The sequence below is a fragment of the Marinobacter metalliresistant genome (assembly GCF_038098645.1).
Classification (GTDB): Bacteria; Pseudomonadota; Gammaproteobacteria; order Pseudomonadales; family Oleiphilaceae; genus Marinobacter; species Marinobacter metalliresistant.
Genome location: NZ_CP101118.1, coordinates 2,387,965 through 2,402,356 on the forward strand (window position 1 = coordinate 2,387,965; position 14,392 = coordinate 2,402,356).

12 protein-coding genes and 2 pseudogenes are annotated in these 14,392 nt (G+C 59.4%); 4 read left to right on the plus strand and 10 right to left on the minus strand.

The features are described from left to right. The first annotated feature begins 75 nt into the window (after positions 1–75). Positions 76–1,146: an aminopeptidase gene (locus NLK58_RS11215; protein ID WP_117618624.1), complete on the plus strand. Its 1,071-nt coding sequence runs from the start codon at positions 76–78 to the stop codon at positions 1,144–1,146. Here NLK58_RS11215 and argA read toward each other — a convergent pair. The 7 genes and pseudogenes from argA to coaBC form a co-directional block, all read right to left on the minus strand. Beyond that, a pseudogene (gene argA, locus NLK58_RS11220) lies at positions 1,120–2,428 on the minus strand (amino-acid N-acetyltransferase). The gene NLK58_RS11215 and the pseudogene argA sit on opposite strands and share 27 nt — an antisense overlap. A 187-nt stretch (positions 2,429–2,615) precedes the next feature. Further along, positions 2,616–3,786, minus strand: a pseudogene (argE, locus tag NLK58_RS11225) (acetylornithine deacetylase). Positions 3,787–3,812: 26 nt separating this feature from the next. Further along, entirely contained in the window at positions 3,813–5,063 is a 1,251-nt protein-coding gene (locus NLK58_RS11230) for an acetylornithine deacetylase (RefSeq protein ID WP_341580776.1), read from the minus strand. A 24-nt stretch (positions 5,064–5,087) separates the two neighbouring features. Then, positions 5,088–5,984 carry an acetylglutamate kinase gene (argB, locus tag NLK58_RS11235; RefSeq protein ID WP_117618628.1) on the minus strand — a complete coding sequence of 299 codons (897 nt, stop codon included), beginning with the start codon at positions 5,982–5,984 and terminating at the stop codon, positions 5,088–5,090. A gap of 59 nt (positions 5,985–6,043) precedes the next feature. After that, positions 6,044–8,686, minus strand: coding sequence for a phosphomannomutase/phosphoglucomutase (locus NLK58_RS11240; RefSeq protein WP_117618629.1), 2,643 nt, complete (start codon positions 8,684–8,686; stop codon positions 6,044–6,046). A gap of 95 nt (positions 8,687–8,781) precedes the next feature. Further along, entirely contained in the window at positions 8,782–9,243 is a 462-nt protein-coding gene (dut, locus tag NLK58_RS11245; RefSeq protein ID WP_117618630.1) for a dUTP diphosphatase, read from the minus strand. Continuing rightward, positions 9,240–10,442, minus strand: coding sequence for a bifunctional phosphopantothenoylcysteine decarboxylase/phosphopantothenate--cysteine ligase CoaBC (coaBC, locus tag NLK58_RS11250; protein ID WP_341580777.1), 1,203 nt, complete (start codon positions 10,440–10,442; stop codon positions 9,240–9,242). Before coaBC ends, dut begins: the two co-directional genes overlap by 4 nt. A 186-nt stretch (positions 10,443–10,628) precedes the next feature. Between coaBC and radC the strand changes: the two genes are divergently transcribed. The 3 genes from radC to rpmG all read left to right on the plus strand — a co-directional run bounded on the left by radC (position 10,629) and on the right by rpmG (position 11,924). After that, positions 10,629–11,303, plus strand: coding sequence for a DNA repair protein RadC (radC, locus tag NLK58_RS11255; RefSeq protein ID WP_341580778.1), 675 nt, complete (start codon positions 10,629–10,631; stop codon positions 11,301–11,303). A 217-nt stretch (positions 11,304–11,520) separates the two neighbouring features. Then, positions 11,521–11,757, plus strand: coding sequence for a 50S ribosomal protein L28 (gene rpmB, locus NLK58_RS11260; RefSeq protein WP_091988362.1), 237 nt, complete (start codon positions 11,521–11,523; stop codon positions 11,755–11,757). An 11-nt stretch (positions 11,758–11,768) separates the two neighbouring features. Next, positions 11,769–11,924, plus strand: a complete 156-nt coding sequence (gene rpmG, locus NLK58_RS11265) for a 50S ribosomal protein L33 (RefSeq protein WP_008173465.1) — start codon at positions 11,769–11,771, stop codon at positions 11,922–11,924. Between the two features lie 65 nt (positions 11,925–11,989). On the opposite strand, the gene NLK58_RS11270 is transcribed toward rpmG, so the two are convergent. The 3 genes from NLK58_RS11270 to NLK58_RS11280 form a co-directional block, all read right to left on the minus strand. Beyond that, positions 11,990–12,850, minus strand: coding sequence for an endonuclease/exonuclease/phosphatase family protein (locus tag NLK58_RS11270; protein ID WP_117618633.1), 861 nt, complete (start codon positions 12,848–12,850; stop codon positions 11,990–11,992). Between the two features lie 70 nt (positions 12,851–12,920). Then, entirely contained in the window at positions 12,921–13,556 is a 636-nt protein-coding gene (locus NLK58_RS11275) for a thiol:disulfide interchange protein DsbA/DsbL (protein ID WP_117618634.1), read from the minus strand. A gap of 144 nt (positions 13,557–13,700) precedes the next feature. After that, complete coding sequence (locus NLK58_RS11280; RefSeq protein ID WP_341580779.1) at positions 13,701–14,309, minus strand: c-type cytochrome; 609 nt, start codon at positions 14,307–14,309, stop codon at positions 13,701–13,703. Positions 14,310–14,392: the final 83 nt, after the last annotated feature.

Consider the following 14,392-nt stretch of genomic DNA (forward strand, 5'->3'; position numbering starts at 1 on the left):
TACTATGGGAACCCTGACAGTACTATAGCGACCTGGCCCCCACAGGCAAACCAACACACTATAACATCCTGACCCATGAAACAGCTTAGTCAGATCTATCCACTTTTGCTACTGGTAACACTGCTTAACGGGTGTACGGCCATTGGCTACTATTCCCAGGCGGTCAGTGGTCATATTTCCCTGATGGTCTCAGGGGAACCGGTGGAAGCGGTTATCGCTGACGACAGCACTCCGGCAGGGCTCCGGGACAAACTCGCCGTCTCCCGGCAGGCCCGGGAATTTGCTGCCCAGCGGCTTGCCCTGCCTGTCGGGGATGCGTTCCGTGAATACGTGGACCTTGAACGCTCCTGGGTGGTGGTCAACCTCGTGGCCGCGCCGGAGTTCTCGCTGGAGCCCCATAGCTGGTGTTACCCGATCCTCGGCTGCCAGGCCTACCGGGGGTATTTCCGCCTGAAAGATGCGCAACAGGAGCAGGTCCTGTTCCACGCCCGGGGTTTCGACACCTTCATCGGCGGGGTAACCGCCTATTCCACCCTGGGCTGGTTCGATGACCCCCTCCACACGGGCTTTACCCATTTACCGGAGGATCGGATGGTCGCCCTGATGTTTCATGAAATGGCCCACCGGGTGGTGTACATCCCCGGTGACACGGCCTTTAACGAAAGCTTCGCCACTGCCGTGGAACTGGAAGGGCTGAGACTCTGGTTGTCCGAACAGGGCAAACCCGCCCAATTCCGGCAGGCGCTGGAGCGCCTTTCGCACCGGAACCAGACCCTGGCCCTGGTTCAGGCCTTCAGTAGCCGACTGCAAGCGCTCTACGAACAGCAGGGAAGTGTGCCCGATGACCAGCTACGGGCCCGTAAGGCAGACTTGCTGGAGCAACTGGCGCAGGCCTACCAACAGATCTCAGAAGACTGGCCGGAACCAGGTCCATTCGGCCCGGCGCCGGTGACCCTTAACAATGCCAACCTCGCTCTGTTCCGGCAGTACAACCAGCATGTGCCGGCGTTCCGCCAGCTGCTCCGGGAAACCGGCTACGACTTCGCCGGTTTCTACCGCGCAGTCGACGAATTATCACAGAAACCCGAGCCTCAACGGTCAGAACTGCTCACTGACTTGTCAGAGCGGTTTAAAGAACACCTTTGAGTTCCGCTGGGTGTTGTAGGAAGCCAGCTTGGGCCCGGGCAACGCCTGCACGGTTGACGGCTGGAAGCCACGTTCCCGGAACCAGTGCTCGGTCTGGGTGGTGAGTACAAACAGCTTCCGGATACCCTGGCCCCTGGCCAGTTTCTCAACCATCGCCAGAATCTCATCGCCCCGCCCGGCCCGGCGGTAGGTCGGATCTACCGCAAAGCAGGACAACTCACCGGCGCCCTCATCCGGGTAACTATAGAGGGCAGCACAGCCCACGATAGTGCCGTCGCGCTCGGCCACCACAAACCGGTCGATTTCGGTTTCCAGCATTTCCCGGGAGCGGCGCACCAGAATGCCCTGTTCTTCCAGCGGCTGGATCAGCTCCAGAATGCCGCCAATGTCTTCCACCCTGGCCTGGCGGAACTGCTCATAGTGATCACCACTGACCAGGGTGCCGGAACCGTCCCGGGTAAACAGTTCCTCCAGCAGCGCGCCGTCGTCCACATAACTGATAATGTGCGCCCGTCGCACGCCCTTCACACAGGCATCACAGGCGGCTCTGAGCAGGTCGGCATCGTGACCGGTCACGGCACCGGCAGCAAGCCGCTCGGACGCCTGGCGCGCCGACAGCTCCCGAATCAGGGTGCCATCCTCTTCCTGCAAGCCGGGATCATCAATAAACACAATCAGTTTCTCGGCCTGCAGCGCGGCCGCCACCTGGCTGCCAACATCCTCGTAGGAGAGGTTGAAGGTGTCCCCGGTGGGCGAGTAGCCCATCGGCGGTAACAGCACAATGTGCCCCAGCTCCAGCAATTTCTCGATACCGGCGACATCGACCCGGCGAACCCTGCCGGTATGGCCGAAATCAATACCGTCCAGCACGCCCACCGGCTTGGCGGCCACATAATTGCCACTGGAAACCCGGATGCGGGCATTATGCATGGGGGAATTCACCAGCCCCATGGACAAGTGGCTCTCCAGATAGGCCCTCAGGCCACCGATCGCCTCCATCACCATGCCCAGATGATTCTCGGGCGTAATCCGCAGACTCCGGGCAAACGACGACTCCACACCGGCACCATCCAGGCGCGCCTGGATCTGCGGACGGGCGCCGAAGGCAACGACCAGCCGAACGCCGAGGCTGCTCAGCAAAGCGATGTCATGAACAATGTTGATGAAATTCTCATGCGCAATGGCATCCCCGGGAATGGTCAGCACCACCGTGTGGCCGCGATGAGCATTGATGTAGGGGGGATGAGTGGCGGAATCCATGCAGCCAGTCGTTTGATTTCAATGCGAGTACTCCAATCGTTTTCTTTGGGCGGCCTGCAGATCAGTCTGACGAACACTGTCGGGGGCCCGCTCCAGAACCGTGGAGCGCCAGGGATGGCGCGACCGAGCCCTACAGGGACGTATTCACGGGCGTGTTTTGGAGCGGGCCCCCGACAGTGTTCAGCCCCCTATTTGACCCGGACTCCGGGCTAAAGGCAAAACTGCCGGATAAGCCCTTGTAGTACTCTCACCGTCGGCGCCAGCTGGGAAAGCTCGATATATTCGTCTGGCTGGTGCGCCTGATCGATGGAACCAGGCCCCATAACCAGGGTTTCCAGGCCCAGTTTCTGCAGCCAGGGGGCTTCGGTGGCAAAGGCAACGGCATGGGCCGTGTGGCCGGTCAACTGCTCGCAGGCTTTGACCAGGGCGGCATCGGCAGGGGTCTCAAACGGGGGGGACACCGTCGAACAGGGGTTCGAACACCATGGACAATTCACGGCGTTCGGCCACCGGCTGGACCTTGCTGAGGATTGCCTGGCGCAGGGTTTCCATATTCATGCCCGGCAGCGGACGCAGATCAAAATGCAGCTCGCACTGGGCGCAGATGCGGTTGGGGTTATCACCGCCGTGGATGCAGCCGAGGTTCAGAGTCGGCACCTGAACCTCGAAGTTGGGGTTCCGGTACTGTGCCTGCCATGTTGACCGGAGAGCCAGCAGCTCGGTCATGGCTTCGTGCATCCCTTCCAGGGCATTTCGGCCCAGGGCCGGATTCGAGGAGTGGCCGGACTGGCCCTCAAACTTCAGGCGCTCCATCATGATGCCCTTGTGCATGCGCACAGGCCTCAGGCTGGTGGGTTCGCCGATGACCGCGTAGCGGGCCCTGGGCTTGCCGGCTTCTGCCAGGGCCCGGGCACCGTTCATGGAGCTTTCCTCGTCGGCGGTCGCCAGAATGATCAGCGGCTGCTTCAGGTCCTCAGCGGCAAAGGCCCGGGCTGCTTCGATTGCCAGCGGAAAGAAGCCTTTCATGTCACAGGTCCCCAGGCCGTACCAGCGATTGTCCCGCTCGGTCAGGGTGAAGGGATCACTCTGCCAACGCTTGTCGTCGAAGGGCACCGTATCCGTGTGCCCGGACAGCACCAGACCACCCGGGCCACTGCCCAGAGTTGCAATCAGGTTGAACTTGCCGGGCGTGCCCGGCACTGGCAGGATCTCCACGGAAAACCCAAGAGCTTCCAGCCACTCAGCCAGGGTTCGTACCACCGGTTCGTTGCTGTGATCCCACTCCGCTGAGGCACTGCTGATGGACGGCAGGGATACCAGGCGGGCAAGCATGTCACGAATGCCCGGCACCGCTGAGGTATTGCTATCGGACTGCGACATAGTTTCCTCTCAGATTCCCAATGGACTCATTGTGCACGGCCGCGCCGCCACACTTCAAAGTTGGTAATGACCCGGATCAGCATCGGGTAGGCGACTTCTCCGCCCGCAACCAGCCGGGCCACCTCAAGTTCCTTTTCGCTGACACTTACCAGACGGCCGTCCACAACCTTGTCGTTGGAGAGCGTCACCCTGACCTTATGATCAATCCACTGGTCCGCATTGGCCATATCAGCCACATACCAGCCTTCGACGCCGGTGTTTTCCCGCGGCACGACAGGTGCTACGGCGACGTCTGACGTTTCCGCCATCACTGGTTGGGTTTCCGTGAGATAGACATCAGGGACCCCCGCGCCATTATAGCGCACTGGCCAGCCACGACCGGTCTGCTCCACCTCTTCAGTTCTGACCGGGATACCGAACAAGGCGTCGCCGGGCCGGAGACTCACCGTAAGCTCACCACCTTCCAGTAACCACTGCCGATACAGTGCCTTCAACTGACCACTTGGCTCCAGCCCCCGGGCTTCCAGCCCCGCTACAAGGGCGTCCAGTGAACGCCTGGCCCATTCATCGGGCTTAACGCCTGCCTCACGGGCGCAATAGGCGGCGATGCGGCGCATCAGGCCAGCATCCCGCAGGGTCAGCTGCAGAGGCTCCGTGCCGCTTGATACCGTGACTTCTCCGTCCTGCAAACGGACTCTGGCCTCTGGCCAGTCCAGTTCCAGGCTACCAGTGCTGATGGTATTAAGCTCGGCATGGATACGGTCGGGATCCTGTTGCAGAAAGGCTTCGCCAGCCAGGCCGGTAATCCCCATCCGGATCAGATCCCCGCTTCCAAGCTGCTGACGGGGATCCGGAGCACAGGAGAGAACAAACAGGGCCTGCTCGCCTTCGCTGTTCACACCCTCCGCAGTCACCCAGCTGCGCAACATGGTGGGGTCCAGGGTCAGACTCAGACCATCCAGTCTCACAGACCACTGCGGCAGCATTCGGGAGGGGTCGGCGAGGCCAGTCAGCAGGTTGACCGGAGAGCCGGCATCAAACTCAGCACGGGCTATGTTCAGGGGCTGGGTCAGTTCAAAATCCTGCCAGCTGGCGCCATTGAGAACCAGGCGCCCCTCAATACCGGAACTGATACCGCCCCGGTGCAGTACGCCGTATTGCTCCAGCGCCTGCCGTGCGTCCGCCATGCGCTGGTCTGCCAGCCACCAGACGCCCGCCTTGAACGCGGCAAAGCCGACCAGGACCAGTATTACCAGCGTCGTTAACAGGCGCCTCATCCGGGAACTCCTTGCCGGGTGCCGTCAGTTACGGGAAATCAGGGTGCCGACACCCTCATCGGTGAAGATTTCCAGCAGGCAGGCATGGGCGACCCTGCCGTCGATAATATGGGCCGTGCGCACGCCATTCTCCACCGCACTCAGGGCACACCGGATCTTCGGCAGCATTCCCCCGTGGATGGTGCCATCCTCAATGAGCTCATTGACCTGTTTTGCCGTCAGCCCGGTCAGCACCTTATCGTCCTTGCTCTTCAGCCCGGACACATTGGTAAGCAATATCAGCTTCTCGGCCTTCATGGCTTCCGCCACCTTGCCGGCTACCAGGTCCGCGTTAATGTTGTAGGAAGCACCGTCCGGCCCCACCCCGATGGGCGCGATCACCGGAATCACATTGCTGCGGGTGAGCATATCGATAACATCCACGTTGACACTGGCAACCTCGCCCACATGACCGATATCGATGATTTCCGGGCGTTCCAGTTCCGGAGAACGGTTAACAACTTCAAGCTTCCGCGCCCGGATCAGGTTGGCATCCTTTCCGGTGAGGCCCAATGCGGTACCACCTTGAGCATTAATCAGCGAGACAATTTCCTTGTTCACCTGCCCCCCGAGCACCATTTCCACCACATCCATGGTTTCAGCATCGGTAACCCGCATGCCGTTGACAAACCGGGATTGAATATTCAGGCGCTCCAGCAGCTCCCCGATCTGGGGGCCGCCACCGTGAACCACTATCGGGTTGATGCCCACCAGTTTCATCAGCACCACGTCACGGGCGAAGCTGCTCTTCAGGTCCTCGTTCTCCATGGCGTTGCCGCCGTACTTGATAACAACGGTCTTGCCGGTAAATCTTTGAATATAGGGCAAGCCCCGGCTGAGTACCGAAGCCACCTGCATTGCTGTTTCACGATCCAGCGTCATGTGTATGCCTTGCTAATCCTGAGTTAAAATGACCTGCGAAAACCCGCCGGGGCAGTTGTTCAGAAGTCTGCCACCAGATCCGGCGCCGCCTTCCGCAGCTGTTCCCGGAAGACAGCCTTGATGCGTTCGAGGGCGTCCTCGGTCTCTGCCTCAAAGCGCAGGACCAGAACCGGCGTGGTATTCGATGCCCGGCACAAGCCCCAGCCGTCGGCGTAATCCACCCGAATGCCGTCAATGGTACTGATGTTGCCGTCACCAAAGTCTCCCGCTTCACCGAGACGCGCAATAATCTCGAACTTGGTGCTCTCCGTCACCTCGACATTCAGCTCGGGGGTACTGACATCTTCCGGAAATTCCTCGAAGACTTCATCACTGTGACGGTCTTCGATACCCAGAATTTCAAGCAGGCGAGCGGCCGAGTAGAGGCCGTCATCGAAACCGTACCAGCGTTCCCCGAAGAAGATATGGCCGCTCATTTCACCGGCCAGCAGGGCACCGGTCTCTTTCATTTTGGCTTTCATCAGCGAATGGCCGGATTTCCACATGATCGGCCGGCCGCCGGCTTCGGAAATCACACCCGCCAGCCTGCGGCTGCACTTCACGTCATAGAGCACGTCGGCACCGGGATTCCGGGACACCACATCCCGGGCAAACAGCATCATCAGGCGGTCCGGCCAGATGATCTTGCCGGAATTGGTCACCACACCGATACGGTCGCCATCACCGTCGAAGGCCAGCCCGATATCGGCCCCTTCCGATTTCACCCGGGCGATCAGATCCACCAGGTTCGCCGGCTTACCGGGATCCGGATGGTGATTCGGGAAGTCCCCGTCCACATCGCAATACAGCGGAACCACCTCGCAGCCCAGCTCTTCAATCAGAATGGGCCCGAGCTCACCGGCGATGCCGTTACCGGCATCCACCACCACCTTGAGCGGCGCGGCCACCGCGATGTCACCGACAATCCGGTCCAGGTAGGCACGACGCACATCCTCTGAGGACTGGCTGCCCTGACCGCTGGCGAAGTCGCCGGTCTGAATACGCTGATACAGTTTTTGTATCGCCTCACCAGACAGGGCTTCCCCGCCCAGCATGATTTTCAGGCCATTGTAGTTAGCCGGATTGTGGCTTCCTGTCACCATCACGCCCGAGCCGGTCTGAAGCTCATGAGTGGCAAAATAGAGCACCGGAGTAGGCACGGCACCCACGTGAATCACGTCGCAGCCAGCCGCCATGACGCCCCGGGCAAGCGCATCGGCAAGATCCGGGCTTGAATGGCGGCCGTCGTAACCGATACACAAGCTACCGACGCCACGCTCCCGGGCTTGCGAACCAATGGCACGGCCAATGACCTGGACAATATCCGCCGTCAGCGTGTCACCGACAATGCCCCGTATGTCGTAGGCACGGAAAATATCCCGGGAAATGTCCACCTGCGGCAGAGCCACCTCCTCAACTTCGGGGGTGTCGTCAGAGCCAAAGGCGGTATCGTCGCCGCTGCCAAAGCCCAGAACATCCTCATCGCCGTCCAGCATATCGATATCCGGCATATCTTTGTCCTGAAACAACGGCTCGTCGGCACTGTGCGATGCTCCGGAGCCCGATTTTCCAGCTTTGGCGGGCTTGGGCTTCGCGGCTTCGCCGGCCTTTCCGACCCGTTTGTCGACAACCTGGGACAGCCGATAAAGCACTTCACCCGTGGACGCCACCATGTCCCAGCGAAATGCCGGGAGCTTGACCCGCTCACCGCCAAACACCTTGTGGGCCCACTGAATCAGGGCCGTCACATCCTGACGCAGACCCTTCTGGGCACCACCGAGCAGCACCCAGACAATTATGGCCGCAAGCAACACGGGGACACCCACGAGCGTTACGATCATCACGCTGCTGACCGGAGCCGCCGGCGCTTTCGCCGGAGTGTAGGCCACCGTCCAGTCCGGGTTAATAAGCGTACGGGATTCGCTATTGCCGGACCCACTGCCGTTACTGACCAGCGTGCGGGATGCCCCGGACACTGTCTGAATCAGGGCCAACTTGCCACCGAGATCTGAGTTGACCACCGTCAGCAACGGCTGAATCTGGCCGATGTCGAAGATCATCAGAAGGCTTCCGACAATGGCACTGCTCCTGGGGTTACGAACCGGTGTCGCCATCTGAACAAACCACCGGTTATCCCGGGGGAACGCATCCGGATACAACCTCTGGCCTGTCTCGGCTCGCCGGGCAAGTTCCAGGCCCGAAAAGCCCAGCAACCCGTCACCGTTTGCGGTACGGGGAACCATGCGATAGGGAAACAGATGTACGGCTTCGATTCCGGGCAGGGAATCCGCCAACGCCACTTCGGTTTCGGCAATTTCGTTTCTGCCAATGACAGCCTGGATCACATGCGGTTGCGTGGCGAGGCCATTAACGCTCTTTTGTAACTGATCGAAGTATTGATTCAGGCGCAGGGCTGCCCCGTCGGCTTCCAGCGTCTTCAGCGAGGTAAAGCGATCCGTGGCAGAGGGCTGGACCACCAGAAAATGAACCAATGCCGCCGCGATCACACCCGCCAGAACCACGATAACTGATTGCGTCACCGCCACCGAACTGAGCCGCTTGAGTTTCGGCCCCGCAGCCTTGCCTTTCTCCTTTTTCTCCGTTTTTCTTGCCGGCTTTTCATCAACGGACGCGTCGGTAGCCTTCTTCTTACCCAGCTTCATAGTCCATCCTGCAATTATGATTTTTTCGTCCTGGACAGGGCATTATCCGCAAAGTATAGACGCCGGCGCCTGACTCTGCGTGGCCGGCCTCCCTGTCACCGCGTACCGGTGGAACCAAAACCGCCCTCACCCCGCACACTTTCATCAAATTCGGTGACCACCTCAAAATCCGCCTGAACCACTGGCACGAGCACCAGTTGCGCCAGACGCTCGCCCACGTCCACGGTGAAACAACTGTGCCCACGATTCCAGCAGGAGACCATCAACTCGCCCTGGTAATCCGAGTCAATCAGCCCTACCAGGTTGCCCAGAACAATACCGTGCTTGTGGCCAAGACCGCTTCGCGGCAGGATCATTGCCGCCAGGGACGGATCGGCGATATGAATGGACAGCCCCGTTCCTATCAGTTGCGTATCCCCGGGCTCCAGAGTCAGCGGTTTATCAAGACAGGCACGCAGATCAAGGCCTGCAGAGCCTGCGGTTGCATACTCTGGAAAGGGAATCTGGTTGCCGATGCGATCGTCCAGAATGCGTACCTGAAGATTTTTCCTGCTCATGAAGGATCCTGTTGGTTAAGATGGTCGCCAATCATCGCCACCAGACGCCGGGCAATGTTCGTTTTGCTGTCCGGCCCGATCGACTCATGACCGTCGGGCCAGAACACGGTGACCGCATTATTCTCACTGTTGAACCCCAGGCCGGGGGCCGCCACATCATTGGCCACGATCATATTGAGCTTTTTGCGTTGCATTTTATCGGTGGCGTAGCGTTCCACATCGGTTGTTTCCGCGGCAAAGCCCACGGTAAACGGCGCATCGGTACGCCCGGCAATCGTCGCCAGGGTATCGGGATTGCGCACCAGCGAGAGCGACATGGTGTCACTGGATTTCTTGATCTTGTCACCGGCGCACTTTTCCGGCCGGTAGTCGGCCACCGCCGCGGTGGCAATGAACAGGTCACACCCCTCATCCACCGCCCCGGAGGCTTCCCGCAACATATCCTCTGCCGTTAACACACGGCGCACCTCAACTCCGGCAGGTGCCGGAAGGGTGACCGGACCGCTGATCAGGACCACATGGGCACCCGCCGCGCGGGCCGCGTTGGCCAGGGCATAGCCCATTTTCCCGGAACTGTGGTTACTGATGTACCGGACCGGATCAATGGGTTCGCGAGTGGGGCCTGCAGTGATTACCACCCGCTTGCCGGTCAGTGCCGTACCGTTACCGGCATCCAAAAAACCAAGGATAGCCTCCGGCTCCAGCATCCGCCCGGGACCGGTATCGCCACAGGCTTGTTCCCCCTGGTCTGGCCCCCACAATGCAACCTGCGGGTCCTCCTCGAGCAACCGGACATTTCTCTGGGTACGCGTATTGCTCCACATGGCCTGATTCATGGCCGGCACCACCGCGATGGGGGCCTCGGTTGCGCAACACACGGTGGTGAGCAGGTCATCTGCCATACCCTGGGCAAACCGGGCAATGAAATCCGCGGACGCCGGGGCGATGATCACCTGATCGGCCCATTTGGCCAGCTCAATATGGCCCATGCCCGCTTCTGCCTCTGGATCCAGCAGGGAGGTGCGCACCGGCTCGCCACTGAGCGCCTGGAACGTTAGCGGTGTTACAAAGGCTTCCGCACCGCGGGTCATCACCACCCTGACCTCATGGCCCGCTTTCCTGAACAGGCGCACCAGTTCGGCACTCTTGTAGGCGGCAATACCACCGGTCACTCCCAGAAGGATTCGTCTGGCGGCCATAGAGGCTCCGTTTCCACATAAAAAGAAAGGCTTACTAAGATAGCATGCTCCGGCGGCACCGACAGCCCACAGACAATGAACATACGTTTACCGATTGTTACTTTTTAAAGTAACCTTTGTAACCCTGAGACCGCCGTCTCGGTGCAGGAAGCACCCGATCACAAAACCCAACGCAAGGAAGCCCCTATGACAGATCCCACCTGGCCCACGGACGAACGCCCGAGGGAACGTCTGCTCGCCCATGGCGCGCAAACCCTCTCCGACGCCGAACTGCTCGCTATTTTTTTGCGCACCGGGACCACCGGCATGCCGGTTATGGCGCTGGCCCGCCACCTTGTTGATGAATTCTCCGGGCTTCGGGGCCTGTTGGCCGCATCCCGCCGCCAGTTCTGTGAGGTAAAAGGCCTGGGAACCGCCAAATACGCCCAGGTTCAGGCTGCCATGGAAATGGCCCGCCGGGTCATGGACGAGCCACTTCGCCAGGGGGACCCCCTGCGCTCACCGGAAGACACCCGCCGGTTCCTGACCAGTCGCCTGGGCACCTACCCCCACGAGGTATTTGCCGGTCTGTTCCTGGATAACCGGCACCGGGTCATCCAATACCGGGAACTGTTCCGGGGCACTATCGACGGCGCTGCCGTGTATCCCAGAGAGGTGGTGCGACAGGCCCTGGAGGACAACGCAGCGGCGGTTATTTTCGCACACAACCATCCATCCGGCGTAGCAGAGCCCAGCCAGGCTGACATTTCTCTGACCCGTCGCCTGAAGGAGGCCCTCGGCCTGGTGGATATCAGGGTTCTTGACCATATGGTTGTTGGCCACGGTGAGGTAATATCACTGGCTGAACGGGGGCTGATGTAAGAACAGTGAGCGCGAATACCGGAAAACCGGCCAAATTCCCAACAATTTTTTGCGTTGGGGGGTCAGTTCTGGTATAAAAGCGTCCCTTTCTGGCGGCGTCTGGCGAGCAGCGTTCAGTTTAGAGGCGCGAATGGGAGCGTAACGGCTCCTTAGCAACCAGAGACGCATTTAAAACGAATTCGTATTTTTGAGACCATTGCTCAGGTCGGAGGCAAGTATGTCCAGAGTTTGTCAGGTTACCGGTAAGCGTCCGCTGTCCGGTAACAACGTTTCCCACGCGATGAACCACACTCGTCGTCGTTTTCTGCCGAATCTGCAGAACCATCGTTTCTGGGTTGAGTCCGAGAAGCGCTTCGTGAAGCTGCGCGTATCCACCAAGGGCATGCGCATCATCGACAAAAAAGGCATTGACGCTGTGCTGGCCGATCTTCGCGCCCGCGGCGAGAAATTTTAAGGAGCCGCATCATGCGCGAGAAAATCAAGCTGGTATCTTCAGCAGGCACTGGTCACTTCTACACGACCAAGAAGAACAAGCGTAACACGCCGGAAAAAATCGAGATCAAAAAGTACGATCCGGTTGTCCGTAAGCACGTTGCGTACAAGGAAGCCAAGATCAAGTAACTCCTGATCCGGCATCCAGAAAAGCCCGGCCAATGTGCCGGGCTTTTTTTGTGGACCAACCCCGCTCAGAACTTCTTCAGGTAACCCTCGGGTAACGCCACGTCCATGGCGATAGGCAGGTGATCCGACATCGGATAGCTCACCACCTCCGAGCGCCGGATTTCCAGGGACGGGCTCACCAGAATATGATCCAGGGCCTTCTCGGGTCGCCAACTGGGAAAACTGTGGGCGGTATCCGGCAGAGGCACCAGATTGGTCTCTTTCAGAGGCGTCTGGGTCAGCAACTGTTCAGCGTGGGCGTTCATGTCCCCCATCAGAACCACATGCTGGTAGTCCGCAATCAGCTCCCGGATATAACCCAGTTGTCGCTGCTGGGCTGCCTTACTCAGGGAAAGGTGCATTAACACCAGTACCAGCGGGTCATGTTCGGTTCCATAGCGGGCAATGATGGCCCCACGGCCGGGAATCAGCCCCGGCAGCCTGTGCTCGGTCACATCCAGCGGCCGGTATCGGCTTAGCAGACCATTACTGTGCTGGGCGATCTGGCCGAGATTGCGGTTCAGTTGCTGGTACCAGTAGGGAATGCCCGCGGCCTCTGCCAGATACTGCACCTGATTGATGTAGCCACTGCGCAAACTGCCACCGTCGCATTCCTGCAAGGCGACCACATCGTAGTTGCACAACAGCGACGCAATGTGATCCAGGTTCCCGATACGGTTGCGGTGAGGCAGGAAGTGCTGCCAGCTCCGTGTGAGGTAATGGCGATAAGAGGAGGTATTGATACCCACCTGAATATTGAACGTCAGCAGGCGAATGTGTCGGTGTGGTTCGAATTCCGGCACATGTTCGGTTCCGGAGCAGGCACCCCTGGGGCCGCCGGCCCGCCCCAGAATGCCATTCAACTGCTTTCGGATATGCTTGTACATAATGGCGGTCTCAACCGGCCAGCTGTTCCCGGTATTCGGGCTTCAGTCTCAACTCTCAATAATGAGACACCTATTCGGCGTTGTCGTGCTCTTTGGCAACAAGGTAGTCCAGCACTTCCAGAACAGCTTCATGGCTGCCAGCCATGGACGCAGTGACCCTGTACTTGCCATTTACCAGCATAGTCGGTGTTCCGGTAACCCGCGCACCACGGATTTTGGCCTGGGCCTTCTGCATCAGCGCATTCACGCCAAAGCTTTTGTAATTGGCAAGAAACTCGTCCCGATCCACACCGTACCCTGCGACAAAATCAGCCAGGGCTTCCGGGGTATTCAGCGGACGGCGCTCGCCGGCGAGGGCATCAAACAGGGCATCGTGCACCTTGTCCAGCTCCCCCATGGCCTGCAGGGCATAAAACGCATAGGCGTGGGGTTCCCAGTTCCGTCCGAGGGCGGCCGGAATTTTGACAAAATTGACGTATTCCGGTGCATTGGCCTCCCAGTTCTCAATCAGCGGCTTGAAGTTGTAGCAGTGCGGACAGCCGTACCAGAACACCTCCGCCACCTCGACCCCTGACTGACTGTTTGTAGCCACAGGCGTATCCAGGCGCTCGTAATGCGTACCCTCCTTCCACTCTGCGGCACTGGCGAGGCCAGGGACAGACATAGCCAATAGCAGCAGGAAAACCGCTCTGAAAGATCGAAACATGGGGAATCTCCGGTTATTTGAATGTCGCCAATAAAAGAATTATGACCCAGCGAACCTGATAAGTTCCACACGCCCGCGGTTACGAAATCGAAAGGGACAAAAAACCCCGCACGAGGCGGGGTTTTTTGTCGCAAACCCAACAGATCAGTTAAGACCGGAAATGTAGCTGGAGACCGCTTCGATTTCAGCATCAGTCAGCTTTGACGCTACATCCATCATAATGGCCGCATTGGCACCGGTGCTGCGGGCACCTTCACGGTAGGCCTTGAGCTGCTTCGTCACGTACTCAGCGTTCTGGCCACCCAGAGCCGGATAACCGGCCGGCTCGTTGCCGTTGCCCCGAGGATTATGACAACCGGCACAGGCCGGCACACCCGTGGCCATGTTACCGCCGCGGTATAGTGCCGCCCCCTTGTCAGCCAGCTTGGGGTCCGCCTGGCTGACAACCATGTCCTGTTCGTTAAAGTACGCCGCCAGGTCCTGCAGATCCTGATCGGACATGCTGCCCAGCAGACCGGTCATCTCAGGAATGACCCTCTCGCCTTCCTTGATAGCCACCAACTGGTTATACAGGTACTTTTCGCCCAGACCAGACAGCTTCGGGTAAACACCCATTATCGGTTTGGCACCGCCCTGGCCATGACAGCCAGCACATACCGCTGCGTTTTGTTCGCCTGCCTGAGAATCTCCTGCCCCGTGCGCCATCGCTACGAGGCCAACGCCAAGAACAACTCCTGCGATCAGTTTTTTCATGCCCGCTCCGCTTCTCTCATCTTTTTAAGGGTATTCTTCGCTATGCAGCCAGCAGGCGCTGAGCACTCAGGCTCAAAACCGGG